The following is a 23,876-nucleotide window of genomic DNA, read 5'->3' on the forward strand; positions in this document are numbered from 1 at the left end:
AGAACGTGCCGGCAGTAATAACACAATCAAGGGGGCAGAGCAACGGGGATGTCGTGACGGAGTTTGTGGATACGGTAGGAACAACGTCAACAACATGGACATACCCCAAACCGCAAAATAAACTAGGAGTCAAAAACAATGGGAGAAGCAATTTAACTCTTACGGTAGGCACATATACAAATCAATCTATTGTTCCCGGCGCTGTGTGGGAGAATGAAGTCGATTTTACAAGCTTTACACTCGTTTCCTCTTCAGGAACACAGCAAATCAATGTTCGAGCGACGGAAATAGTACCCATTTCACCGTTCAGCAAAAGATCGGTGGCGACTACGACAGGAAAAACGTGGTCCACTACCAAAGAGGAAGCAACGACGACACTGGACGGAAAAAAAGAACTCTTTCTAACCGCTCCAATGTATGACGATCAAGAGGTTCTGCTATGGGGATCGTCCACTATGGACAGCCAAGGATCCACATCAGAAGCAGCTTCTTGGAAGGGACGGCTTAACGGTTACTACTCAGCGCCGTACGGTCTGACTTTCAGGAGTCGTGGTGTAGGTGGTAACACTTCGCTGCAAGCCCTTGATCGATTTTCTTTCGATATCGCCCCTTCTCATCAGGCGCGGTTCGTGGTCATTGGCGTAACAATCGGTAACGAAGGTTTCCATGATGCCGCGAATGATGCCGGGAGGGAAACGGTCTACAAGACGATTAAGGCGAACATTCTCAAGATGGCCAACAAGGTAAAGGACCATGGCAAGATCCCGATCATCGTGTCTCAGTTTCCGACTCAGCGTTATAACGCGCTTCACTTGCAGTACGCCAACCAGCTAAATCACGAACTGGAGGCTATGGGCTTCTATGTGTTGGACTTCATGAACTGCGTTCTGGACCAAGCAAATCCAGATGCATGGCCTATTGCTTCAGCTTCTGATGACATCTCCCACATCGACGATACTGGGCAGCTGGCATTCGCTAAGTCAATCCCGTACGTCTTTGATCGCCTACGCTTCCAACCTGCTGGATATCTTCAGTCGCAGCGAGGACACATACACACGGGTAACTTGGCTACGGACGTGCCGATGACGTACGCCATGACGAAAGGCGCTGCCATTGAAAGTTTCACGGTGTCTATGATGTTCAAGCTGAATGAAGCGCCGACCGGGGCAACGAGCCTGTTTTCCTTTGGTACATCTGGAGCGGAGCGGATCTTTGTCAACGCTGACGGGTCACTCAGTATGCTTCGTACGGGTGTCGGGTCGAGTACGGTTATAGGTGCAGCCGGGACAATTGCTACAGGTACATGGTACAGGCTCACCCAGTCTTGGAATAAGATCGACGGCAGGCTGGACGTATTTTTGAACGGCAACAACATCTACTCCGGGGTCGATACGGGCCTAACGGCATTTGGCACACTGAACATCGGAGGTCGGCCAGCTGCAACGGTCTTCCTGAAGAACGCCAACATCAAAGACGTAATCGTGTATCGCACGAAGAAACAGGCTTGGCAAATCAAGCAGCTGAATGACGGGATCATCTCGCAGTCCGCGCTTGAATTGTATGCTCCGATGAATGACAAACTCACAGCCGGAGGCACATCGCTTATCAACATGGCGATGACGCCGAACAATTTGAGGATCGTGCCAGCAGTGACCACCATTACTCCAGTTTTCGTAGGACCAGATTTATGAGGCGTTTGATAAATGTATTGAAACAGTGGTTATCTAAACCATTTAAGTCGACAAAGCCACATGAATTGACAGAGTATGAAAAGTGGTGTCCGGTCTGTGATGGTGCCGGTTATATGGATATCCTGCCATGCGATACTTGCGATGGCAAAGGATATGTAAGGATGACTTTTAAAGAGAAACATGATTTATCGGAACCAGGCCCTTCGCAGAGCAGCGATGGGCCTATTTACTAACCATCGAGCGCCAACCATAGCGCACAGGAGGAACTAGCATGGAAGAAGAACAAGTCGCCTACCAGAGCGAACAAATCGAAACAACCGAGCAAGAAACACAAACGGAAGCTGTCGAGACTGTTACCACGCAGGAAACGGCCGCTGCTGAAGGTTTTACAGTGAAGTACAACAAGGAGGATCGGTTCGTTGCTAAAGACGAAGCGCCTACTTGGATTCAAAAAGGTTTGAACTATGACAAGGTTCAGGAACGAGCGACACAGCTTGAGCAGCAGGCGAAGAATCTCGACCGTGTAGCTAAATTTTACGGTTACGATTCGTCAGAAGCTTATCTGCAAGCGCTGGACCAAGCTGAGCAAGACAAGCGAGTGCAAGAGGAAGCGGATTTATACGGCGTTCCTGAGGACTTCATACGCTCTGAGTTACAACCGCTTAAGGGCGAGATTGCACAGCTGCGACAAGAACGTGAACAACTTCAGCTAAAGGAACAGCAGATTCAGATTGATGCTGAGTTGAAGGATCTGCGTTCTAGGTACAATGATTTCGACAGTTACAACGAACAAATTTTCGAATTGGTCACGAAAAACGGTTACGGCATTGAGCATGCTTACATGGTCGCATCGTTTCAAGACAAGATCGCGAACACTCGTAAGCAAGCGGAAGCCGAAACCATTCGTAACCTGCAGCAGAACGCTGAAACGTCCACAGGGGCGCTCAGTCAAGGTGATGTGGATCACAAGACAGGATTCGCAAACCTCAGTCGTGAAGAACAGCGGCGAATGATCGCTGAAGTTAAGTCAGGAACAAGAAAAACATTTGACTAGGAGATGATTATCAATGCCAACATCAGTACAAGGATATAACGGAACGGCCGGCGTCAATCAATTAACAGCGGAGAATGCAACGTTTTATCAAACGGCGATGCTTGAGCGCCTACTCCCCGAACTGCAGTACATGAAATTCGGTGAGAAGAAGAATATCCCGAAACGCAAAGGCGCTACAGCACAATGGAGACGGTTGAATTCCCTTGCGGTATCGACAACGGCGCTTACAGAGGGCGTCACTCCTGATGGCGTAAACCTTGATATCACGCCTGTGACGGCAACGGTTCAAGAGTACGGATCGTGGACAAAGATTTCTGATTTCATCGACATGGTCGGCCTTGATCCGCTTATGACTGAAGCATCTGAGCTGATGGGTGAAAATGCCGGCGAATCGATGGATACGATCGTTCGCGATATTATCTATGCTGGAACAAACGTTGTATATGCGGCAAGCAGAGCTTCCCGTGTAACGGTTGCTAATACTGACAAGATCACGGCGCTTGATATCCTGAAAGTACGTCGTACAATGCGCCGTAACAAGGTTAAGCAAGTGACGCTTCCGGGCGGCGGTAAGGGCTACATTGCTTTCATTCACACAGATGTGGCGACAGACCTGATGCAAACAACGGAGTGGAAAGATCAGAACACTTACGTTGATACAAAGAACCGCGAAGAAGGTACAATCGGTAAAATGTACGGCATCTACTTTATCGAAGTGGATAACGGCATGAAATACGTTGGTGCCGGTGCTGCCGGAATTGACGTATTTGCTACTCTCTTCATTGGTCGCGGTGCTTATGGTATTCCGGACGTTGAAGGCTCCAGCAAGCCTGACATTATCGTTCACCAAGCCGGTTCCGCTGGTACGGCTGACCCACTCAACCAGTTCAATACGGTTGCCTGGAAATCGGCGTTCACTTCCGTTCGCTTGAATGAGCTTTGCATCGTGCGATATGAATCAGCCGCTACTGTATAAGAAATAAAAATTAACTAGGGAGGGCTGCCGGCTCTCCCTTTACTATTAGGAGGAAATTATAATGGCAAAGGCAAATGAGGCAAGTTTGGAAGCACAGATCGCGGTCGAGGAAAAATCGTTGAAGCAACAGCTGCAGGAAATGAAAAAAGTTAAGTTAACGATCCCTGAGGATCCGAACAACCCGGATGATGTTGTGCCAATCGGTTGGAATGGTATCATCTATGCTGTTCCGCGTGGTATGGAATTCGATGTGCCTGAGGTTATCCGCGATATTTGGCAGGAAAGCTACTCCAAGACAATGGCCGTACAGCGCCGCATCCGCGAGAGCGTGAATAAGGAGATCAAGATTATCTAATAGCCCCTTATGGGGCTTTTTTGCATATAAGGGGTGATAACGTGAAGCTGAGTGACATTATCGACGAAGTGAACAAAGATATCGACGACGAGTTAGATGACGGTTATATCATCGGCTGGATTAATCGGGCGATAGATGATATTTCCCCATTCGCTAATCATCAACAGACCTCCACAATCAGCCTTATTGCTGATCAAAAAGCATATCCGAAACCAACTGACCTCATAAAAGTGGTTATGTTGGTGGATGAAACGGGTTCAACACCGCAAGGTTTGTACGAGTTGCCGATAAGGGACTTCACATCATGCGGTTATAAGGTAATCGGACAGGATATCGTCATCCAACCTACGCCAAAAGAGCCGAAAAGCCTGTCGCTCTACTATGAAGCGCGTCTGCCGCATTTATCATTACCGGACGATGTACCGGTGATTCGTTCAGACTTCCATGACCTGCTTGTTCTTTATGCGGTTGCCCGGGCCCGTTACCAGGACGAGGAAGAGGGGCTGCAGGTTAATGCAATGAGTGAATATCTCAGCCGTCGGAGCCAATTTGTTTACGAATGCCGTAAGGCTCCTATGTACAATATCGAGATGATCTTTTAGGAGGATGGAACTGTGACACAAAAACTTCTCTATCCACTACGCGACTTCTCACTTGGATTGAATGACAAGGACGATCCTGCATTAGTCTCTGACAAATCTCTTACAGACGTGCAGAATGCCATCATAGGGCGCGGTTTCGTAGCAAAACGGCACGGATATACCAAATACAACACAGTAGCCTTACCGAGCGCTGTGAAGCGTCTATACACGTTCTATAAAAACAACGGTACGAGTGAATTTCTGGCCGTTTCTAACCTGGCTCTACACAAGGATACTGCCGGCACCTTCTCGCCTATCCCATTCAGCGGAATCACGGCTCTCACATCGAACAATACAAGCATGCTGACGTACAAGAACCGTACCTTAGTGGACGTTACGCTCATTGCAGACGGTGGAAAGCTAAAGGTATACAACGGGACGGACGTGAGGGAAGTTGTTCCGCATACACCCTCTACCGCTGAAACTACTGACCCGGGATCGAATGATCTTGTTAATCTCACTAATTTCCGGGCAATCGCAATCAAGCAGGACCGCATATTTGCGCTGGCCCATGCAACGGTCAAAAACCGGTTGAGCTTCTGCCATCATGACCCGATCTTAGGCTATGCTACATTCGATTACTTCCCGGCTACATTCTTTTTCGACCTTGTAAGCGAACAAAACGACGAATCCATAACGCTCCGGACATTCCGGAACGCGATTATTATATTAAATCGGCGGTCAATGTGGGCTTTAACTGGCGACGGCCGGACCATAAACGACTATGAAATGCGCCGTATCAACGTTCCAAGCGGCTGTATTGCTCCTGAAAGTGTGGCCTATGTCGGCAATAACCTGTTCTACCTATCAGACGATGGCGTATACAGCCTCTACAGCACCGATAGAGACTATATCAGCGCGGATCTAATATCTGTCGTGCAGGATGGTAAAACGGTCATATCGAGCGTTGAGACGACTTTAAACGGCATATCACAGTCCGACAAAGCGAAGGCAGTTGGGGAGTATTCCGACAACAAGTATTATCTATCGTTTCCAAGCGGTCTGACGCTGGTTTATGACACGATCCTGCGTTGCTGGACCAAATGGACGAACGTGCCGGCCAATGACTTTTTAGATCGTAATGGGGTGCTGTACTTCTCCGCTGAAAGTGGGTTCATATATAAGTTTGATACCGCGGTATTCAATGATAGCGGCGCGATCATCTCTTTCATGATGAAGACGAAAAATAGCGATTTTGGATACGATGCGCAAGTTAAGAAGTTCCGAACGCTCAAGGTAATTGCCAGACAGTACGAGGCACAGAGTTCGGAATTCAATTTAAAAGTTATCATTGACAGTCTGGAAGTGGATGTCAACGCCATCTCGACCGACGAATCAGGTGTGTGGGATGAAGGGAATTGGGATGAAGTTTCTTGGGGTATTCGAAATGTAATCATAAAGAATGCCAAGCTAAGGAAGAAAGGGAACAACATCCAATATGTCATTACAAATGATTTACTAGATCAGCCATTGACAATATATCGATTCGCTCAAGTGTACAAAGTTAAAAAAATAAAGGGGTGAGAAGGTGGGGCTACTTAATCGACTCTACACGTTTATTGCTGGGCAACGAATTGTTTCCACTCAAATGAACGATGAATTAAATCAACTTATCGCCGGCCATAACAACCACGATACACGCATTGTTGCGGCTGAAGGTGACATAACCGTTCTTGAGGGGCAAGTACAGGACCTTATCAATGAAGAGATACCGGCCGGCACAATCGACTACGCCAAACTAGCACCCGATGTTATAGCGGCGTTTGTAAATACTTCCGGCAGCGAAACAATGACAGGTTCTTTAACGCTTCCGCTTATGATTGGTGATATATCCGTCGTAGATACAAGAGAGGTAAACACGCTACCAGCCGATGTTCCTAGCAGAGTATCCATTGATTTTAAAACGGGATCCTCGATAGGGCTTGCGAGTAACTTTTATGTCGTTTACTCGTTTAGAGGCTGGCACGATGATTCTGGTGGACCTGCGCACCAGACCGCTTACGGCGATGATGGGGTATGGTGGAGAAAAGGAACCACGGCAGGCGGCTGGGGTTCATGGAATCCTGTATACACCTCGATTTACGCACCATACGACAAAGGCTCCTACACAGGAGACGGCGCTGCAACTCGCGACATTGCACTACCGTTCACTCCGAGTGCTGTATATCTAACACGTAGAGACCCTGGCAACGCCGTAATTGATCCAACATTCATGGCATTGTCAGTAACTGGTTCAAACGCAAAGCGGAACGGGACAGATACGGTAACTATCGGGACAAATAAAATTACGGTTTACAACAGCGCGAATGCTAAAACAAACGAAAGCACTCAAGTTTACAACTACATCGCATTGAGATAGGAGGTTAACCATGATCCTACATGCAAACGGAAGCTATGAGTCGGCAGATTGGCACACTCCTGAGACATATCCGGATTCATATTTCATTGATGATCAATCAGCGCTGGCCGCTAAGATTATGACCCTTTTCCCATACTTCTCGATCATAACCGACGCTAACGGCGAACTGATCGACGTTGAGCCACGCGATAAAACACCAGAGGAAATCGAAGCTGAGAAGCCAAAGAAAACGCCGGATCAACTACGAATTGAGCAGCTCGAAAACGAATCAGCAATGATTGCTATGGAATTGATCGATACGCAAATAGCACTGGAACAAACGCAAAGTGAGCAAGCTGCATTGCTTCTAGCACTAATCGATGGAGGTGTTCTGTAATGGACTGGTTTACCATTGTTAAACGGCACTATGACGCAGGTAGATACCTCAATTCAGACGTAATGAAGTTTGTCACAGCCGGGAAAATAACAAACGAACAATACACAGAAATAACAGGTCAGGCGGTGTAAACGGATGGCAATGACTGCCCAGCAAATTACAGCGGAATTGCAGCGCAAAAAGAATAACGGCATCGCTCCTACGAATGCGGCGAATGCAGCGCAATACAGTACGTTGAAGCCACAAACGCCGGCTACGACCTCACAGGCGAACGCGAGTTTCACGCCTAACCCGACAGCGCCAAAACTGAATCAAGGTCAGCTTGACTATTTCGAAAAGAATTATGGCGGCATCGATAAATACGCTGCGGATCAAAATGCAAGATACGCATCAGGTGACAGTGGCTTGAGAGCCAAGATACTAGCTGATGCTATGCGCGTGGGTTATGGCGTTCAAGGCACGTCAGGTACGCAAAAAACACAGAACGAACCGGCTATGAAACAATCAGCCGCGGGACAATTCGCGCCTAAGACTTACTCAGCCATGGATTACGCAACGGCTCTGGCGCAGTCGAACCAGCAGGTTGATCCGCTATATGCCCGGGCCGCTGAGAACGTCAAAGCAGAGCAGTATCAAAACTCCCTAAACGCTGGGGAGCTCGCATCAGCGCGTGGGGGCGCTCAATCCGGATTAGCGGCTGACCTGCAAAATAAGGTGAGTATAGCTGGTCAAAACTCCATCAAAGACTTGGATGCTCAAAGAGCTGCGCAAGTTGCTGAAATGGCGCAAGCGTTAGTCAATCGATCTGAGGACAATGCATTCCGTAATCGGGGGCAAGACTTCAACGAATGGCTTGGTTCTGAGCAATTGGGGTTATCGAGGGATGAACTTTCTCGCCTTTCCTCAAGAGATCAAGTAGCCGACGAGCAATTCAATAGGAATTTTGAATATGGAGTAAGTAGGGATCAAGTCGCGGATAGTCGATATGATAAGGAGTTTGCATATGGTGCTAGTCGTGACAAAATCGCTGATGAACGCTATAAAGCGGAATTTGATAGAGATGTAGCGCAATGGGGTGAAGAGTTTGCGCTTGAAAAAGCTGTACAAAATCGTCAATTATCCCAATCTGATGCACGAATTGCATTAGATCGTGCGCAAGAAGCGAGGATAAGCTCAGGTGGCGGCGGCTCAGGTAGATCTGGTGGATCTGGCGGCTCTAGCGGTTCCAAACCGTCTACAGCTTCAGTGATACAGGACATTAACCTACCAAGAAGCGCTGCATCAATGGAAACATACATCATCAACAACTTGCCGGGGGGCAAAAACGTTGCTGGTCCTCCATCACCTAACCAGTTATCGCTTATAGAGAGTATGATCCTGGATAATCCGAATCTATCGGAATCGGACATGGTCAAGTTGTATAAAAAGTTTGGCATTCCTTTGCCAGAGTAGGAGCGTGAAGCATGGGCATATTCGATAAACGCCGGGAGCAGTTGGGCATCAAGACTGCTGAACCAGCTAAAAAAACATCAAGTGGTGGAACTGGTGGCGGCTCGGCGTTTGATCGTAGACGCACTAGTATCCAAAAGGAAAAGGAAGAACGGCGGCAACAGTCGGCGCGTCAAACAGAGGAAAGGGTGGAGAGGTCCACACCTTCCCCTCTTCCAAGCGTAGAAAGCCAGCTACGCACAGCGACAACCGCATTCACGCCGCAAAGCGTTAACCGGGATCTACGTCCGGTGTTTGGTCCTACTGCACCATCCGGAAGGCAACTGAGGCTTGCAGAGAACGCACAGCAGCCGGGTCGTGACATACCTGTAATTGGCGATGTGTTAAAGGTATTTGATGCCGTTGAAGCTACTACTAGACCAGGGGCAAAAGTGGCTGAGCAGCTTTATACACCAGGTGCAGGACTGACAGCCATTACCGGGGCTACAGCAGCAACAGGGAGCCTTATTTCCCGGGCAGCGCCTAAACTTGGTCTCGGCACAGGACTATTGCCTACGGTCGGACGTGAAGCAATCAAGGAAGGCGTTGTAAGCGCGCCGTTAGCAGCTGGTCAATCGTTAGCGTCGAATCCTCGTGGTGGTCTAGAAGAAGCCGGCAAACAAGCTCTAATTGGTGCAGGTCTGGGCGCTGCTGGTGGCGCCGCATTATCCGGTCTTGGAAGAGGTGCAGGAATGGTTGCTGAGAACGCGGCAGAACGCGTTATTGGCAATCAATTAGGCGCTGCACGATCCATCCAACAAGCTGGCGATGCAGTTACAACCGGACGTCTCAAGGTAGGCGGTCCCGACACCTACGTAAACAGGGTTATGAGCGAGATAAGCCCGATCGTAACTGAACGCATCACACCGCCGCTAGAAAACCCTAACGAGCTGGCTAAGTGGCTTAAACCGCATCTTGGCGATGTATCCCTGAACGAGATCCGCAAACTGCCATACGAGGATATGCGCCAGCTAGCGAATGACATTAAAGGCAATATGAACATGTACGATGTGGCCCGATCGGTAGCGAAGGAGCGAGGCTATAATCTTGATGACATCCTGGGAGGCAATACGCCGAACTTCAAGAACGAGGTTGAGAGGCTTCGTATGGGACGTGTAGCAGGGGCTATTGATGCACCTCAGAATACAAGGATGGCATTGTCTACTAACGCACCTGAAGCGCCTGCAGCCGCATCACAACCGCAAAACAGTTGGTTTTCTCAGCTATTCGGTGACAAAGGTATTGGAATAACGCCGTTCGGCTCCAACAAAAGCAATCGAATCGTAACAACAGAGCAGCAAATCGTCAATAATCCGCTACGAAATAACGTCAGCGGAGCGATAGAAGGAACGAAACAAGCTGCACGATCAACGTATCACAATACAGTGGACTACCTTTCTCCGCTCAACAAGATCAGCCGGAAGACATACGATGCGGCAATGGACTCTGCTAGAGCAAATAACGTAGCAAACACCATTATCCGTGACAAGTTTGTCGATCTTGAAGGCAATGTAATCGGCGGCAGCTTAGACGATATTATGAAAAAAACTCGTGGACTTGGCAAGAATGTCGATGATTACCTCGTACTTAGACATGCTATAACGCGCATGGAGAGAGGCGAACGGGTATATGATGATGCACTTAAGATGACTCCTGATAAGGCTAGAGAAGCCGTTCAGAAGCTTGAGGCACGTTATCCTGCACTTAAGGAGATTGGGCAGGAGTGGGATACGTTCAATACGAATCTATTAGATTCCGGGGTACGTGAAGGATTGATAAGCGAGGCTGCTAGAAATGCAATGCGCCAGGCTAATCCAAACTACGCATCCATGCGCCGGCAGTTCACGGTTGGTGAGAAGTTAGCACAACCAAAGTTCGGTGGAGGTTCTGGGTTCTCAGGTCAGAGCGCACCAATCAAAGAGGTAAGCCCGACCGGTTCCACACGTCGCATTGTAACTCCGTTGCGCTCGGCAATCGAACAAACCTATGCTTGGAAAAGTGCAGAGCTTCGTAACCGCAGTATGCAGGAGATCGTTAAGGCAATTCAAGCGGATCCTGATGGCATGAAAGGTATCGTAGAGATCGTTAAAAAGCCCACCACAAGCTATAAAAATTTGGATGATGCGCTGCGTGACGGTGGGTCAGAGGAATTCCTAGAGCTGCTGGACAATGATTTCAAGTCCCTGTTTAAGAAGAATTCCGCAGGGGATGAGAATATCGTTAGGGCCATGGTCAAGGGACAGCCGGTATTCGTAAAGGTGCATGATGCTGAAGCAGTAAAAGCGTTGCTCGGAATGGGAGCAGATCAAGCTAATATTGTTATGGCAGGTATGAGACTCTTTTCAGATGCTACAAAACGAGGAGCAACGGGATTACTTGCACCAATGTTCGCGGTAAAGAGTTTGACGGCCGATTCAGTCCAAGCGGCGATTCAATCACCTAACGGTTTCAAACATCTAGCTGTAGACCTTCCGCATGCTATGATCAGTTCCTTAGCAGACGCATTGAAGATACCGGGACTGAGGAACCTGGCCGAGGATTTCAGAAGATCAGGGGGCGAATACTCCGCATTATTGCGAGGTGATAGGAAGCTAAATACAACGATTAGCGACCTGCGAAGAGATCCATTTCTATCACCACAAGGGATTGTTAAGGGTGCAGCTAAGACGATCAAAGCGCCATTCAAAGTCCTTGAGAAGGCGGCTGATTTGTCCGAGAATGCAAACCGGATGGCGGCATTCCGTAGGGCGATGAAGGGGAAAGAGCGGACACCTGAGAATGTGCGAAATGCAATTAATGCAGCTCGTGAATCTACGGTTAACTTCTCACGTAGGGGTGACTGGTCGAACAACATCGAGGCATTTATTCCCTACAGCAATGCGGCGGTTCAAGGTATTCGGAGGGTAGGGCAATCCTTCATAAAGCATCCTGTTAAAACGACAGGCGGCTTATTATCGCTCGTGATTGCTCCTAAACTATATGAATATGCGCGGTTCAACGACGATCCGGATTATCAAAAGCTGCCGGCCCGTGAACGCTACCGGAATATCATTATCAGTAAAAATGCGGATGGCACTTTCAACAAACAGTTCATGCCGCCAGAATACTTGGCATTCGGTTCATTTTTAACTGATGTTCTTAATGATGTAATCAATAAAGATCCGGAAGCATACAAAGGTACTTTGAGTAGTCTGGTTAACGCATTTACGCCTCCTGCAGTATCAGGGCTACTTCAAGGCCCGACGCAAGGAGGAGGATTAAAACAAAGCATTACAGGAGGGTTCAACGCAACCGTTGCCGCTCCTTTCTTTGCAGTTGGTGCCAATCAAAGCTTTACCGGCGCTCCAATTGTACCGCAACGCTTGACAGGACGTTCTCCAGGTCAGCAATTTGATGAGAGAACGAGCGATCCTGCTAAATGGCTAGGCGAAAAATTGAAGATATCACCTATACAGGTGGATTACCTCATCCGCGCTTATGGTGGAGACCCAGCACGTTTAATTCTCCCACTTATGTCCGATGTAGGTGGTGGGACGACGCGCAATACACTGCTTAAAAACTTCATTGTTGATCCTGTATTTACGAACACTTTATCAGATGATTTTTATACAGCTAAAGAAAGTCTAATTAATGCGCGAACTGATAATGTAGACGTCGGCAAGAAGCTTCCTGACTGGTACAACGATGAGGTTTATAAATTAGCTACCTCGCGTGCCAAAGGATCTGCGTCAAAGCGGTTATCAGAACTTAACGATTCTAAGCGGAATATTACTGGTGATACTACAATATCTGCTGAGGAGAAGGCTCAAAAATTAAGGGATGTTCAAGCGCAAATAAACGAGATATACTTGGATGTAAATTCCAAACTCCGAGAAGCCGGGGTTCCTATGCCAAGGAGGTAATATCTTGTACGACACCAAAAAGGATAAATGGATGGTTGCCGGTGGATGGGTACTGATAATAGGATTTATTCTTGTTTGTCTATTCATCCTGCCGAAGATCGAGTCAGTCTATTATTATGTTGGTGATAAGGTACCCTTCTTGGGACGGGTATTCGCATGGGCTGAAGAGGTTACAAGCTAATAATTATCATATTGCACGTCTAACCATAAGAAAAGACACCTTTAATTAGGTGTCTTTTTTCTTAACCAACTATTATTTTGTATACGGCAACTGCTGCCGCAACTAAAGAGACACCAATTCCAATCCAAAACTTTTTGTTGGTTACAGCGTCGTTGCTTTTTATTTTCAAGAATTCTATATCCTTCTTCACTTCAACTAATTGAGTGTTAATAGTTGCGACGGGAGCTTGAATTTCCTTTTGGATATAATCCTTTGTAGGAACTTGATCAAACTTTTCCAGTATTTTATCCATCTTGGCTTCCATTTTAGCGAAGCCTTTTTCAACACGGTCATCAAGTCTGGCGAAATTTGATTTTAAATTACTGATATCAGTCTCTACGGTTCCAAGTCGGCCATGGATTTCCGTTAATTTTTGAGTAATATCGCTCATGGAATCATCCTCCCTACCGGCGGAAGTATACATCTCTACAGATATCTGCTTAAGTGCTTCACGTATCTGTTCTTGTTCATTTGTGATCCCTTGTATCTGCATATTAGCATATTTAGCCCATCTAAGAATAGGGATCGTTTGCTGAGAAGCAACTTCTCGTAATGCTTCAATTGAATTTAGTGGTGACCTACTCATTTAATCACCTACCGTTATTTTCAGTCTTATAATCATTATACAACTTTTGAAGAGATTCTATGATAAATGGTAACTGATCGGGTTGAATGCTAATAGTAGCATGGACATGATTGATTAAGCTAGATTCTCCTTCCATTCTTGTAAAGGAATTGTCATCATTGAATAAAAATTTCTTTGCGTTAGGGATGACTTCTTCAACAAGATCAACTACTGCCATTTCTCTATGTATTCTCGTCATAACGTGTGAAACTAAAAAGCGTCTATATTCTTTATCTTCTTCAAATGTAATTACAAATTTACTTTCCATGTATACTCTCCTCAATTGGAAGTTTTCGTCATAAGTTTACTACAATTGCTACATTTTGCCTATAGAGGAGTGAAAATATGATTAGGGAGAGAGATCCAACTAATGAAAATACGATTCACCGATCATGCCAAATTGAGATGTGCCCAACGCAATATATCCGAAAAGTGGCTAGAAGCTAGATTGCAAACTGTCCCTTTCACACCTTCACCAAGAAATCATGAAATGCTGCTCGATAAAACGAATGTTTTCGTCGTGTTCCATGATGGATCTACAATTCGCAACGTAATAACAGTGTACTTATCGATAGAGTTGAAAATTGAACCTAAGCAAGACGTCAGCGGACACTTGAAAGACTCAAGAGTGCGGGACATGCTCCATAAAGCGGTGGGAAAGAGTAAGAGGCGCGGGCGAGGTAAGGGGGGAAGGAAGTGGAGGTAACTATGGATCCACCTATTGAATTCCATGAAGATGAATACTTATATTCACCACTGAGCGACGAGTCATTGAGACTTATCGCTCTTTTTGTTGATCGTGAAACGTATGACAAACTTTTATATAGAGGTAATGCCTATGCAAGATTGGATAACGTGGTCCATAACCATGATCGAAAACCTATGGAAACATGGAGCAACGACAACAGCCATCGTAATGGGTATACTGGCGTTCCTGAAAATGAAGTCTGTTCAAAAGTCTTTGCTGCGGCTACTACCGTTCTATCACGAGAAGAAAAGCCGGCTGGAGCAGAAAGTTGACCTCTTATTAGAAAGGGAGGGCATTACATGGAATGGTCCCGAAGAAATCAGGAAGGTTACAGTGACGAACTCAAAGAAGCAATTAAAATCGTATTGGGGAGTGATGAAAATGAAAGAATATCTAAAAAAGTTAGGGTCGAGAAAATTCCAAGCTCTAATAGGCTCGTTGGCAGTAAATGGACTTAGCTTCTATTTATTCGTAACAGGGGTTGTGGACATCGATCCCGAAGTTAACAAGTGGATGCCTGTTATAAATATCGCAGCCGGCTCGATTTCCAATCTGATTTATATTTGGGTTGAGGGCGGTGTAGATAAATCGAAGGTTGAAACTGGAAAGGGGCCGGCAAATGACACAATGGATTTTACCCAAGATACTGCCCAATAACCTTGCAGCCGTCCCAGTTATCGACTTACGCGGAAAGTTACCTGTTAACCCAAATGGCGGATGGACGGTCATAAACCCTCCTAGAAACGTCGAAGCGCTGACAGACATAGTTATGCACCATGATGCATTGTCTAAGTCCTCTACAGCTAAATACACGGACGAACAACTTATTCAGAATATCTCCACAACGCACATTAATTCGAAGAAAAACCGCTCCAAAGGAGACGGAGGCTTCCCCTATCATCTGTTCATAAGGAATGGCAAGTTGTACATTTGCAACGACCTAACGGACTTTACGTATGGCGTTGCTTCTAATAATGGCTACACCGTCCATATATCCGTATCAGGGAACTACGCCGGCAATGATGTGCTGAACGATGCTGATCGTGCCGCCCTGTACATGGCCTACTATATCGCTAAATCCAGTATGCCGGCTTTTAAGGAGCTGAGATCTCACGGAGAAATGACGCCAACCGCTTGCCCTGGTTACAGTATGGATAAGGTGCGATCGGATATTTCTGAGATTGAATTAAGCATGGAGCTGAATGATAACTTGCAAGGCCAGTTATTGAATGCCGCGGCACTCGAAACGAGGGTCAAGGATTTGTATAAAAAGGCATCGAATCCGGGTAAAAATCAATTCGAAGCAATTAGGAAGCTATCGAGGGTAGCGGATATCATGCGTGCAGAGGGATTGCTTTAAGCAGTCCTTAAATAACTAATCCCGCCGACCGTTGTGGTTAGCGGGATTTTTTTGTTTAATAATTGCTCTTACCAGCTATCAAATAATCGAGCGTGACCTCAAAATATTCAGCTATCTGCATCAACGTTTCAAAATTCGGTTCCCGTTTATCAGTCTCATACATTCCTAAAGCGCTCTTAGATATATTCAACAGTTTAGCTAATTCTAATTGAGTTAATCCTTTTTTCTTCCGTAAACTCGCTATTCGGCTCCCGAATGTTGTCATATTTTATCACCTTATATATTAATTACTTCACAAAACGTGATAATCCTATATTAACCACGATAAGTGGTTTTCATGCTTGACAGATCACGATACGTGATTTATAGTTCATCATTAAGGACGATCACAAAATGTGATCAGAGGGGAGGAAATGAAAGTATGAAAAATCATTTAATAGTTAAATTGCGCGGTAATCGGTCACAAAGACAGATAGCTGAAGAATTAGGGGTTCCGGTTAGTACGTATGCGATGGTCGAATTAGGATATAGATTCCCAAGAAGGGAGTTACAGGCAAAGTTGGCCGCTTTTTTCAAGGTTACTGTGGATGAACTTTTTTTTGACCAAAAAGATCACGTTTCGTGAAAAAAACAAAAACAAAAAATGGAGTGTGGGACTTAATGCTATTATTCGATATCCTTCAATACGGTCTATTGTTTTGGTTTGCTTACTGGTTTATAATCTCTTTGTTTGGATTCGGTAAGGCGCGTAAGCTGCGTAATAAGCTGCCCGAAAAAAAGTTTGTGATCTTGATTCCTGCACACAATGAAGAGGCGGTAATCGGAGACTTGGTAGCTAACTTGAATCAAATGGAGTACCCGAAGGAGTTATATGACGTTTGCGTGATCGCTGATAACAGCAATGACAGGACGGCGGAGATTTGTAGGGCGCTAGGGGCTATTGTACTAGAACATACGAGTCTCCCGGGGGAAGAAAAAGGCAAGCCATACGCTATAAAATACGCACTTGAACAACTGGATATGGAACAGTATGATGCTGTCGTGGTGTTTGACGCTGACAATCTAGTGTCCCTGAACTACCTTCAATTAATGAACAATCATCTTTGTGCCGGCGAAAAGCTGATCCAGTGTTACCTTGACAGCAAGAATCCAAACGATAACGCCATTAGCTTGGGGTACGCCACTTCCTATTATTTTATGAATAGATCGTGGCAATTGGCTAAATACCGGCTCGGGCTAGGCAATGCTGTCGGTGGTACGGGATTTTGCGTGGAACGTGGTTTGCTTGGAAGAGTAGGATGGACGGCGCGGAGCCTTACAGAAGATTTAGAATTTACGATGCAATGCTTATTAATTGGTGAGAGAGCTACTTGGTGTCATCATGCTCGTGTCTACGATGAAAAGCCGACTGGCTTTAAAGCATCCTGCATTCAGCGCCTACGCTGGGCTAGAGGTCATTGGGACGTGTTTTTCAAATACTCGTTAGCACTATTAAAACGGTCAGTGTTACGCGGGGATATTAGAGCGTTTGACGGCTTCCTATACCTGCTGAATCCAGGCAAGATCGTGATCGGAACAGCGGCATCCATTACCTTCTACATAGCCTATTTTACGGATGCTTCATTCGTTCGGCCTGTTCTTCCATTGTGGGTATGGTTAATCTTCGTCTCGTTCAATTTGATCTACATCGCGACAACATTAAGAGATTCGGCACAAAAAATTAATGCAGTCAAAGCATTCATAAGCGTATTTTTTGTAAATTATACTTATGTCCCTTTATTCGTCTGGTCGCTGTTTACATCCGGTAAGCGTGTATGGGTTCGAACAGAACATACCAAGAGCGCCACTCTGGAGAGCATGACGCAGAAGGTGGGGGCGTAGGACATGTACGCGATCAGCTGGACAGATAGTGAGCAGCAGCTCCAGGAGCGTCAGCCTTATGAATTGGCCCGTAGCCGCGCAGACCAACTATGGGAATCCGGCGTTCAGGATATTGAAGTCGTATATATAGGGACCGGCGCTGTCGTTTATAAGTTCAAAGACGGTGAGTGGCTAAAGTGAATTCAGAAGAGGTGGAAGGTAAATGAAGCTCATTAGTAGAGAAGACGGAACGTCATATGATTACAAAGTTTCAGCGAAGGTCGAATCGTTCATTGATAAAGGATATACAGATATTACGATTAAGAAACGCGAAGACGGATGGACAATAACAGCCTTTAAAGAAGTTGAAGATGACGAGGACTAATGCGTAAGAAGCCACTCCCACAATTCAAGTCACACGACGAAGCCATAGCCTACTACAGCAAGTACGGCACGTTCGACAAGCCACACGGACGGATCGGCCAAAACTACGAATGCGTACTCTACACTTATAAAGTAAAAGATGGCCGGGTGCTGAGATTGAAGATTTACGACGATGGACGTGTAGAGGAATTAGTCATACCTAAACGATATCCCTGACCTTATGAACAGGTTGGGGATTATGTATATCATTTTAAGTATTGGGTATACTAAAACTATAACGCTAATTTTCTGTATTTCGAGAGAGACGAAGCCCCTCGCCTCCACCAATATGTAGAACCCCAACCGCAAGAGGTTGGGGTTTTTGCTTTTTATAGAAGAATTCCTTCTCTAATGACTGGTACTGAGGGTTTGCTTACAGAATCTAATCTAGCATGGTATATTAGACGTACATAACTATTAAAAGTTGGTCGATCATGGCGTCATCTTACGGGGGAAGATACCAACGTTGCTCTTGCGCCTTTCATTATTGGAGTGAGTTCCAAATTTCCTTATAGTGCGGACTATGGATTAAGCCGATGATGTTTCCGAAAGGATCCACTACAGATGCGGTAATCCAGTCAATTCCACGCTCTGTAATCGGTTCATACACGATGGCTCCTAATCCTGTCAGTTTGTCCAGCATGCCGGAGACATCATCCGTATGCCAGTACAGGATTGCTCCTCCATTCCCAATTGAACTGGCTGCTTTGGGCATGTATTTTTTATCGATAATGCCGATTTCGTGTTGGAAGTCTCCGATTCTATACTCGATGTAAGCAGGATTCTCGGGATCGGGGCGTTGGAAATAAGGCTCCATATCAAAAATCTTCGTATACCACTCTCTGGCGACCCTGACGTCCTCAGCCCAGAAACTCACATTTGCCATGCCGCGTAATTTTGGTGTGTGTAACATTCTTACCATTCTCCTTTTATTGTTGGATTGTTATAATTTCTTGAATAATGGCAGGTGATGATCGTGAGAAATGGATTAAAAAAATCCGCAACCATCTATAAACCTGAAGGGCACTTGGATCCTGCCGGCTTCCAGCGCAATATTCTCTTTGAAACTTACTTGCCGCCTGACAACCTGCAATCTTTCATTCATCATTTTTGGACCATCAGCTGGAATAGAGCGACTGGGCAACCCTATACTTCTGAGCAAGTCATGCACCGCCCCTATGTCGACGTATACATGTCCAAGCAAGAATCGGGCATCCAATGTTCCTTCCGGGACAGACGTGATTACGAGGCGGTCGACAACGGCAGAATTATCGGTGCTCGATTTCTGCCTGGTGCGTTTCGCACTATATGGCGTGGAACGATGGCAGGCTTGCACAATCAAACGATTTCTTTGCAACTCGTTTTTGCCGAGGCGGATCAGTCATTCATTGAAGACACGCTTTCCTTAGAAGACGATGAAGCGGTCGGCGTTCTTGCTGACCTCATTCAAGCCCACAATCCGCAATATGACCCGAACATAGGGATCATTAACAAAATCATAGATGCGATCGAGACTGACGACCTGCAGACCGTTAGTGATATTGCAGAATGGTTCGGTAAAAGCGAACGGTGGCTACAGCAACTTTTTCAGGAATACGTCGGAATTGGCATCAAGTGGCAGCTCCAAAGGAATAAGTTGCTGAGAGCAGCGAAATGTATCCGTGACAACGACAATACGGATTGGGCCGATCTGGCCTACGATATGGGATACAGCAGCCAGCAACACTTCATTACGGACTTCAAACGCGTGCTAGGCAAAACGCCGTTGCAATATAAGAAAGAACTGAGCATCCATTCACAAAAATAGAATGTTAGGTGTTCGCTAAACGAATTTGCGCATAACCGTGTTCCTTCATCCTTCCGGTTTCCATTAATTTCTCTGCTTTATTCAGGTTGGCCATGGACCAAGAGCTCTTCGACCGTCTCGGAGAATACCGCTGCAAGTAGTAATGCTGGTCGAAGGTCTTGCGATGACTATCGATCCAGCCGTAACAAAGAGCGACATCAAGAGCTTCTGAAATGGTAATTGATATCATGCCGGCCCCTTTTTTGGCGATTCGAAGCCAAATCTCTTCTTGTTGATTATAATTGCGCTCAAGCCATGACTCCCACGTGGCAGGATTGGAAAAATCGATGAATCCTAATGGATTGGGCGTTCCCATCTAATATCCCTCCCAAAAATTTGACTTCCATTTGTCTTTCTTGATCTTATTTTATCAACAAGAATCAGAGCCGTATTACAAAAAAACGCAGAACCAATATTGAGATTGATGAAGAGACTCTATCCCTTATAAAGAGTTCTCGCATGAAAGTGGATGCGATTCCTTGTGCGCTCATTCTCCTGGAGAGAAACTTTGAAACAGTACGCTGGCAGGTTGCATCGCTCACATGTGAATAAAAAAAGTCAGGATATATGATTACACCTTGAGATGCTGCGATAAGGCAGGCGCTGAAAAAAACTTCTGTAGATTAGATTTCATGTAAATAGGGGAATTTATACTCGCCGCTTAATCATGTTTGTGCTCATATATGAATGAAATTCTAAATGAAACCGCTTTACAATTCCTAAATGAGCATATATAATCATAAATAAGAACAAATAGTCATACATGAGCAAGAATAGGATAAATTTATTCGCAAATGGGCATCAAGGAAAGAGGTGTAACACACATGCTGTTTGAAGAAGAGCGAAAGCGGAAGATCGTTGAATATATACAGAGCCATGGCAGAGCGTTAGTGCCCGAGCTTGCGGACCGTTTTCAAGTTTCTGAATCAACGGTGCGCAGGGATTTAAGGGAATTGGAAGAAGCCAAGCTGCTTCGCAGAACCCATGGCGGCGCGGTCTTGCTCCAACAAGATAGCGCGGAGCCCTCATTTGTGGAAAAAGAAGACCGCTACCGCCTTCAGAAGGAAGGAGTCGCACAGAAAGCTTTGTCCTTTATTGAGGAAGGGGATACGATTTTTCTGGACTCGGGAACAACGACGTATTTTATGGCCAAACATTTGAGAAATTTTCAGAAATTATCCGTGGTCACAAATTCGAACATGATCGCGCAGGAGCTCAATCAATTGAAGGATCTTGATTTGCTTCTTACCGGCGGAACCTTGCGTTATGAAACGCAGGCGATGGTTGGTCCGATTGCGGATCGCGCGATTGATTCCATTCGTGTCGATAAGCTGTTTCTGGCCATTAACGGTATTGACCCGGACGGCGGACTTACAACGCCAAACCTGACAGAGGCGGAAACGAAACGGCGAATGATTCAATCTGCCAAACAAGTCATACTAGTAACGGATCACAGCAAATTCGGGAAGGTATCGTTTGCTAAGGTTGCCGAGTTATCGGACATTCATCATTGCATCGTCGATGACGAGTTACCGGCACAAGCGGTTAGAGCGATGGAAGCAGAAGGAATAAAAGTAACAGTGGTAAGGAGATTGGAACAATGAATACCATCCAAACGGTAACCTTAAATCCCGCTGTAGACAAAACCGTGACGGTGGAAAATTTTTCATTCGGCGAATTGAATCGCATAAAGACCATCAGAACGGATGCGGGCGGCAAAGGCATAAATGTCGCGAAGGTTTTGCAGCGGTTTTCGGTACCTGTCAAAGCGCTCGGTTTTCAAGCGGGACATGAAGGAAAAGTTATTTTGGAGAAGCTTCGCGAGCAAGGTATCTCTTCATATCTGATAGAGGCGGAAGGAGAAACCCGCACCAACTTGAAGGTGGTGGATGAGCGGACCAAGCAAACGACGGAATTGAATGAAGCCGGCTTCTCGCCAAGCGAGGCGCTGCTGGAGGAATTCGTTGAACGCTTCGAGTCGAGCCTTAGCGAAGCATCGCTTGTTGTTCTAGGAGGAAGCTTGCCTCCGGGTACGCCGGTTGATTATTACCGGAGGCTGATTGAACTGGCAAACCGCAAGGGAGTCCGAACCATTCTGGATGCTGACGGGGAAGCTCTAGCGCGGGGAATTGAGGCGGTGCCGTTTGCTTTGAAGCCGAACATTCATGAACTGGAAGCCTTGTTTGGTACAACGTTCACGACGGACGAGCAAATCGTATCTGCAGCGCAACAGCTGATCCGCAAAGGAATTTCCTATGTCATGGTGTCCATGGGAGGCGAGGGATCCATTCTCGTCAGCGAACGGGAAGCGATTCGCGCCAAGCCGTTTCCGATCACCCCTTTGAGTACGGTAGGTGCGGGGGATTCCATGGTAGCCGCAATGGCATATAGCTTCGTGCAAGGCAAGTCTCTCGAAGATATGGCAAGGTGGACTTCAGCGGCAGGGACCGTCACCGCTTCCAAGTCCGGAACAGAGGTTTGTACGCTTGACGAGGTGCAGGATAAGTTGAAACTTGTCGATATTTTCCGATTAATAATCGAAGTATAAACAATCAGGAGGGGAAAATAATGAAGAAAATTATTGCGGTCACTGCTTGTCCGACCGGCGTCGCGCACACTTACATGGCTGCGGAATCACTTGTGAAAGCGGCAAAGGATAAACAAATCGAGCTGAAGGTCGAAACCCGCGGCGCGGTTGGCGTTGAAAATGAGATCACGGAACAGGAAATCGCTGAAGCTCATGCTGTCATCATTGCGGCAGATACGGATGTTCTGGAATCCCGCTTTCAAGGAAAGCCGGTCGTAAAGGTTCGTGTTGCCCAGGCGATCAAGGACCCTAAAGGATTGATTGATCAAGCGTTAAATATGCAGGCTTCTGACCCAACCGATTATCTGAAGCAAGTAAATAAATCCAAAGCGGAGCGCAGTTCAGCGCGGACCGGCCCATATAAGCACCTTATGACCGGCGTTTCGGCTATGCTGCCGCTAGTTATCGCGGGAGGATTGCTGATTGCGATTTCATTCATGTTCGGATACGATGCTTTTAAAGTAGAAGGATCGTTGCCTGACGCTTTGATGAGAATTGGCAATGGAGCCGCTTTCGCGCTTATGGTTCCTATCCTTGCCGGCTTCATCGCCTTCTCTATTGCTGAGAAGCCAGGGCTGGCGCCGGGATTGGTCGGAGGCATGTTGGCTTCCCAAATAGGCGCGGGCTTTATCGGCGGTATCGCGGCCGGTTTTCTTGCAGGTTACTTGGCTAAATGGTTGAAAAATACGATAAAACTGCCTAGAAACCTGGAAGGCCTGAAGCCAATTCTATTGATCCCGTTAATTGCGACAGCGATTACAGGCTTGCTCATGGTATTTGTGATCGGGGAACCCGTAAAATTTATTATGGACAGCTTGACGGAGTGGTTAAAATCGCTTGGTACTACAAATGCTATTCTGCTTGGATTGCTGCTTGGCGCGATGATGGCCTTCGATATGGGCGGTCCGGTCAACAAAGCGGCGTATACATTTGCGGTAGGGCTTCTGGCAAGCAATCAGTTTGGCCCAATGGCAGCGGTTATGGCAGCGGGAATGACGCCTCCGCTTGGTTTGTGGCTAGCAACTCTGCTAGCACCGAAGAAATTCACGCAGGAGGAAAGAGATGGCGGAAAATCAGCTGCCGTTCTAGGAATTTCCTTCATCACGGAGGGAGCGATTCCTTTTGCTGCAAGTGATCCATTCCGCGTCATCCCGTCTATTATGGTTGGTTCGGCCGTAACAGGAGCTTTATCTATGGTCTTTGGTGCGACGCTTAGGGCGCCGCACGGCGGAATCTTCGTAGTGTGGCTAGTCAATCCAATATGGTTGTACGCATTGGCTATCATAATCGGAACCGTCGTGACCGCGTTGATGCTTACCATTTTGAAAAAACCAGTGAAACAAGAATTAGCAGGAGGGGTTTAAT

General features: G+C 46.5%; 28 protein-coding genes. 23 read left to right on the plus strand and 5 right to left on the minus strand.

All coding sequences use genetic code 11. The features are described 5' to 3' along the window. Positions 1–5 precede the first annotated feature (5 nt). The 12 genes from H581_RS0106015 to H581_RS37700 all read left to right on the plus strand — a co-directional run bounded on the left by H581_RS0106015 (position 6) and on the right by H581_RS37700 (position 13,023). Complete coding sequence (locus tag H581_RS0106015; RefSeq protein WP_028609225.1) at positions 6–1,691, plus strand: SGNH/GDSL hydrolase family protein; 1,686 nt, start codon at positions 6–8, stop codon at positions 1,689–1,691. Positions 1,692–1,962: 271 nt separating this feature from the next. Further along, positions 1,963–2,745, plus strand: coding sequence for a hypothetical protein (locus tag H581_RS0106020; protein ID WP_028609226.1), 783 nt, complete (start codon positions 1,963–1,965; stop codon positions 2,743–2,745). Between the two features lie 13 nt (positions 2,746–2,758). Beyond that, entirely contained in the window at positions 2,759–3,721 is a 963-nt protein-coding gene (locus H581_RS0106025; RefSeq protein ID WP_028609227.1) for a N4-gp56 family major capsid protein, read from the plus strand. A gap of 61 nt (positions 3,722–3,782) precedes the next feature. Continuing rightward, complete coding sequence (locus H581_RS0106030; protein WP_028609228.1) at positions 3,783–4,076, plus strand: hypothetical protein; 294 nt, start codon at positions 3,783–3,785, stop codon at positions 4,074–4,076. A gap of 41 nt (positions 4,077–4,117) precedes the next feature. Next, positions 4,118–4,678 (plus strand): phage adaptor protein, encoded by a 561-nt coding sequence (locus tag H581_RS0106035; protein WP_028609229.1) that lies wholly within the window; start codon positions 4,118–4,120, stop codon positions 4,676–4,678. Positions 4,679–4,690: 12 nt separating this feature from the next. Next, a complete protein-coding gene (locus H581_RS0106040) occupies positions 4,691–6,241 on the plus strand; it encodes a hypothetical protein (RefSeq protein ID WP_028609230.1) in 1,551 nt (516 codons plus the stop codon). A gap of 4 nt (positions 6,242–6,245) precedes the next feature. Further along, positions 6,246–7,076, plus strand: a complete 831-nt coding sequence (locus tag H581_RS0106045) for a hypothetical protein (RefSeq protein WP_028609231.1) — start codon at positions 6,246–6,248, stop codon at positions 7,074–7,076. A 10-nt stretch (positions 7,077–7,086) separates the two neighbouring features. Beyond that, positions 7,087–7,452: a hypothetical protein gene (locus tag H581_RS0106050; protein WP_028609232.1), complete on the plus strand. Its 366-nt coding sequence runs from the start codon at positions 7,087–7,089 to the stop codon at positions 7,450–7,452. Then, the gene (locus tag H581_RS36955) at positions 7,452–7,583 is read left to right on the plus strand and encodes an XkdX family protein (protein WP_084134485.1); all 132 of its coding nucleotides are present in this window, start codon (positions 7,452–7,454) and stop codon (positions 7,581–7,583) included. The genes H581_RS0106050 and H581_RS36955 overlap by 1 nt, the downstream gene beginning before the upstream one ends. A gap of 4 nt (positions 7,584–7,587) precedes the next feature. Further along, a complete protein-coding gene (locus H581_RS0106060) occupies positions 7,588–8,904 on the plus strand; it encodes a hypothetical protein (protein ID WP_028609233.1) in 1,317 nt (438 codons plus the stop codon). Between the two features lie 11 nt (positions 8,905–8,915). After that, positions 8,916–12,842, plus strand: a complete 3,927-nt coding sequence (locus H581_RS0106065) for an LPD38 domain-containing protein (RefSeq protein WP_028609234.1) — start codon at positions 8,916–8,918, stop codon at positions 12,840–12,842. Positions 12,843–12,846: 4 nt separating this feature from the next. Beyond that, positions 12,847–13,023, plus strand: coding sequence for a hypothetical protein (locus H581_RS37700; RefSeq protein ID WP_156889508.1), 177 nt, complete (start codon positions 12,847–12,849; stop codon positions 13,021–13,023). Between the two features lie 61 nt (positions 13,024–13,084). On the opposite strand, the gene H581_RS0106075 is transcribed toward H581_RS37700, so the two are convergent. Together H581_RS0106075 and H581_RS0106080 are read right to left on the minus strand one after the other, a co-directional pair. Further along, positions 13,085–13,648: a DUF1515 family protein gene (locus H581_RS0106075; protein WP_028609235.1), complete on the minus strand. Its 564-nt coding sequence runs from the start codon at positions 13,646–13,648 to the stop codon at positions 13,085–13,087. 4 nt (positions 13,649–13,652) lie between these two features. Further along, positions 13,653–13,955, minus strand: coding sequence for a hypothetical protein (locus tag H581_RS0106080; protein ID WP_028609236.1), 303 nt, complete (start codon positions 13,953–13,955; stop codon positions 13,653–13,655). A 428-nt stretch (positions 13,956–14,383) separates the two neighbouring features. Between H581_RS0106080 and H581_RS37705 the strand changes: the two genes are divergently transcribed. The 3 genes from H581_RS37705 (at position 14,384) to H581_RS0106095 (ending at position 15,795) form a co-directional block, all read left to right on the plus strand. Further along, positions 14,384–14,707 (plus strand): hypothetical protein, encoded by a 324-nt coding sequence (locus tag H581_RS37705; protein WP_156889509.1) that lies wholly within the window; start codon positions 14,384–14,386, stop codon positions 14,705–14,707. 109 nt (positions 14,708–14,816) lie between these two features. Continuing rightward, positions 14,817–15,092: a hypothetical protein gene (locus H581_RS37710; protein WP_156889510.1), complete on the plus strand. Its 276-nt coding sequence runs from the start codon at positions 14,817–14,819 to the stop codon at positions 15,090–15,092. Further along, a complete protein-coding gene (locus H581_RS0106095) occupies positions 15,055–15,795 on the plus strand; it encodes a peptidoglycan recognition protein family protein (RefSeq protein WP_028609239.1) in 741 nt (246 codons plus the stop codon). Before H581_RS37710 ends, H581_RS0106095 begins: the two co-directional genes overlap by 38 nt. A 55-nt stretch (positions 15,796–15,850) precedes the next feature. On the opposite strand, the gene H581_RS39585 is transcribed toward H581_RS0106095, so the two are convergent. Beyond that, entirely contained in the window at positions 15,851–16,060 is a 210-nt protein-coding gene (locus H581_RS39585; RefSeq protein ID WP_036717930.1) for a helix-turn-helix domain-containing protein, read from the minus strand. Positions 16,061–16,216: 156 nt separating this feature from the next. Between H581_RS39585 and H581_RS0106105 the strand changes: the two genes are divergently transcribed. Genes H581_RS0106105 through H581_RS37720 form a run of 4 tightly spaced genes read left to right on the plus strand, consistent with a single transcriptional unit; the run spans position 16,217 to position 18,040 of the window. Next, entirely contained in the window at positions 16,217–16,420 is a 204-nt protein-coding gene (locus tag H581_RS0106105) for a helix-turn-helix transcriptional regulator (protein ID WP_028609240.1), read from the plus strand. Next, positions 16,417–17,676 (plus strand): glycosyltransferase family 2 protein, encoded by a 1,260-nt coding sequence (locus tag H581_RS0106110; protein ID WP_156889511.1) that lies wholly within the window; start codon positions 16,417–16,419, stop codon positions 17,674–17,676. Before H581_RS0106105 ends, H581_RS0106110 begins: the two co-directional genes overlap by 4 nt. Before the next feature lie 3 nt (positions 17,677–17,679). Beyond that, a complete protein-coding gene (locus H581_RS37715) occupies positions 17,680–17,856 on the plus strand; it encodes a hypothetical protein (protein ID WP_156889512.1) in 177 nt (58 codons plus the stop codon). Positions 17,857–17,878: 22 nt separating this feature from the next. Then, complete coding sequence (locus H581_RS37720) at positions 17,879–18,040, plus strand: hypothetical protein (protein ID WP_156889513.1); 162 nt, start codon at positions 17,879–17,881, stop codon at positions 18,038–18,040. A gap of 522 nt (positions 18,041–18,562) precedes the next feature. Here the strand turns inward: H581_RS37720 and H581_RS0106130 are convergent. Further along, complete coding sequence (locus tag H581_RS0106130) at positions 18,563–18,991, minus strand: VOC family protein (RefSeq protein ID WP_028609243.1); 429 nt, start codon at positions 18,989–18,991, stop codon at positions 18,563–18,565. Between the two features lie 63 nt (positions 18,992–19,054). On the opposite strand from H581_RS0106130, the gene H581_RS0106135 reads away from it, so the two are divergent. Then, positions 19,055–19,885: a helix-turn-helix domain-containing protein gene (locus H581_RS0106135; protein ID WP_245599938.1), complete on the plus strand. Its 831-nt coding sequence runs from the start codon at positions 19,055–19,057 to the stop codon at positions 19,883–19,885. A gap of 4 nt (positions 19,886–19,889) precedes the next feature. On the opposite strand, the gene H581_RS0106140 is transcribed toward H581_RS0106135, so the two are convergent. Next, positions 19,890–20,240: a YdeI/OmpD-associated family protein gene (locus tag H581_RS0106140; RefSeq protein WP_051250492.1), complete on the minus strand. Its 351-nt coding sequence runs from the start codon at positions 20,238–20,240 to the stop codon at positions 19,890–19,892. Positions 20,241–20,748: 508 nt separating this feature from the next. Between H581_RS0106140 and H581_RS0106145 the strand changes: the two genes are divergently transcribed. Genes H581_RS0106145 through H581_RS0106155 form a run of 3 tightly spaced genes read left to right on the plus strand, consistent with a single transcriptional unit; the run spans position 20,749 to position 23,875 of the window. Continuing rightward, positions 20,749–21,528: a DeoR/GlpR family DNA-binding transcription regulator gene (locus H581_RS0106145; protein ID WP_211231450.1), complete on the plus strand. Its 780-nt coding sequence runs from the start codon at positions 20,749–20,751 to the stop codon at positions 21,526–21,528. After that, entirely contained in the window at positions 21,525–22,472 is a 948-nt protein-coding gene (gene pfkB, locus H581_RS0106150) for a 1-phosphofructokinase (protein ID WP_028609247.1), read from the plus strand. The genes H581_RS0106145 and pfkB overlap by 4 nt, the downstream gene beginning before the upstream one ends. Before the next feature lie 20 nt (positions 22,473–22,492). Next, positions 22,493–23,875, plus strand: a complete 1,383-nt coding sequence (locus H581_RS0106155; protein ID WP_028609248.1) for a PTS fructose transporter subunit IIC — start codon at positions 22,493–22,495, stop codon at positions 23,873–23,875. Position 23,876 lies beyond the last annotated feature (1 nt).

It is taken from the genome of Paenibacillus harenae DSM 16969, from assembly GCF_000422465.1.
GTDB classification, from domain to species: domain Bacteria; phylum Bacillota; class Bacilli; order Paenibacillales; family Paenibacillaceae; genus Pristimantibacillus; species Pristimantibacillus harenae.

Bases quoted from the DNA above. Each gene is read 5' to 3' on its own strand.
- H581_RS0106095 (WP_028609239.1), top strand. From the start codon at position 15,055: ATGACACAATGGATTTTACCCAAGATACTGCCCAATAACCTTGCAGCC.
- H581_RS0106130 (WP_028609243.1), bottom strand. From the start codon at position 18,991: ATGTTACACACACCAAAATTACGCGGCATGGCAAATGTGAGTTTCTGG.
- H581_RS0106050 (WP_028609232.1), top strand. From the start codon at position 7,087: ATGATCCTACATGCAAACGGAAGCTATGAGTCGGCAGATTGGCACACT.
- H581_RS0106020 (WP_028609226.1), top strand. From the start codon at position 1,963: ATGGAAGAAGAACAAGTCGCCTACCAGAGCGAACAAATCGAAACAACC.
- H581_RS37715 (WP_156889512.1), top strand. From the start codon at position 17,680: ATGTACGCGATCAGCTGGACAGATAGTGAGCAGCAGCTCCAGGAGCGT.
- H581_RS0106080 (WP_028609236.1), bottom strand. From the start codon at position 13,955: ATGGAAAGTAAATTTGTAATTACATTTGAAGAAGATAAAGAATATAGA.
- H581_RS0106030 (WP_028609228.1), top strand. From the start codon at position 3,783: ATGGCAAAGGCAAATGAGGCAAGTTTGGAAGCACAGATCGCGGTCGAG.
- H581_RS37720 (WP_156889513.1), top strand. From the start codon at position 17,879: ATGAAGCTCATTAGTAGAGAAGACGGAACGTCATATGATTACAAAGTT.
- H581_RS0106075 (WP_028609235.1), bottom strand. From the start codon at position 13,648: ATGAGTAGGTCACCACTAAATTCAATTGAAGCATTACGAGAAGTTGCT.
- H581_RS0106155 (WP_028609248.1), top strand. From the start codon at position 22,493: ATGAAGAAAATTATTGCGGTCACTGCTTGTCCGACCGGCGTCGCGCAC.
- H581_RS37710 (WP_156889510.1), top strand. From the start codon at position 14,817: ATGAAAGAATATCTAAAAAAGTTAGGGTCGAGAAAATTCCAAGCTCTA.
- H581_RS0106140 (WP_051250492.1), bottom strand. From the start codon at position 20,240: ATGGGAACGCCCAATCCATTAGGATTCATCGATTTTTCCAATCCTGCC.
- H581_RS0106105 (WP_028609240.1), top strand. From the start codon at position 16,217: ATGAAAAATCATTTAATAGTTAAATTGCGCGGTAATCGGTCACAAAGA.
- H581_RS0106065 (WP_028609234.1), top strand. From the start codon at position 8,916: ATGGGCATATTCGATAAACGCCGGGAGCAGTTGGGCATCAAGACTGCT.
- H581_RS39585 (WP_036717930.1), bottom strand. From the start codon at position 16,060: ATGACAACATTCGGGAGCCGAATAGCGAGTTTACGGAAGAAAAAAGGA.
- pfkB (WP_028609247.1), top strand. From the start codon at position 21,525: ATGAATACCATCCAAACGGTAACCTTAAATCCCGCTGTAGACAAAACC.
- H581_RS0106145 (WP_211231450.1), top strand. From the start codon at position 20,749: ATGCTGTTTGAAGAAGAGCGAAAGCGGAAGATCGTTGAATATATACAG.
- H581_RS0106060 (WP_028609233.1), top strand. From the start codon at position 7,588: ATGGCAATGACTGCCCAGCAAATTACAGCGGAATTGCAGCGCAAAAAG.
- H581_RS36955 (WP_084134485.1), top strand. From the start codon at position 7,452: ATGGACTGGTTTACCATTGTTAAACGGCACTATGACGCAGGTAGATAC.
- H581_RS0106025 (WP_028609227.1), top strand. From the start codon at position 2,759: ATGCCAACATCAGTACAAGGATATAACGGAACGGCCGGCGTCAATCAA.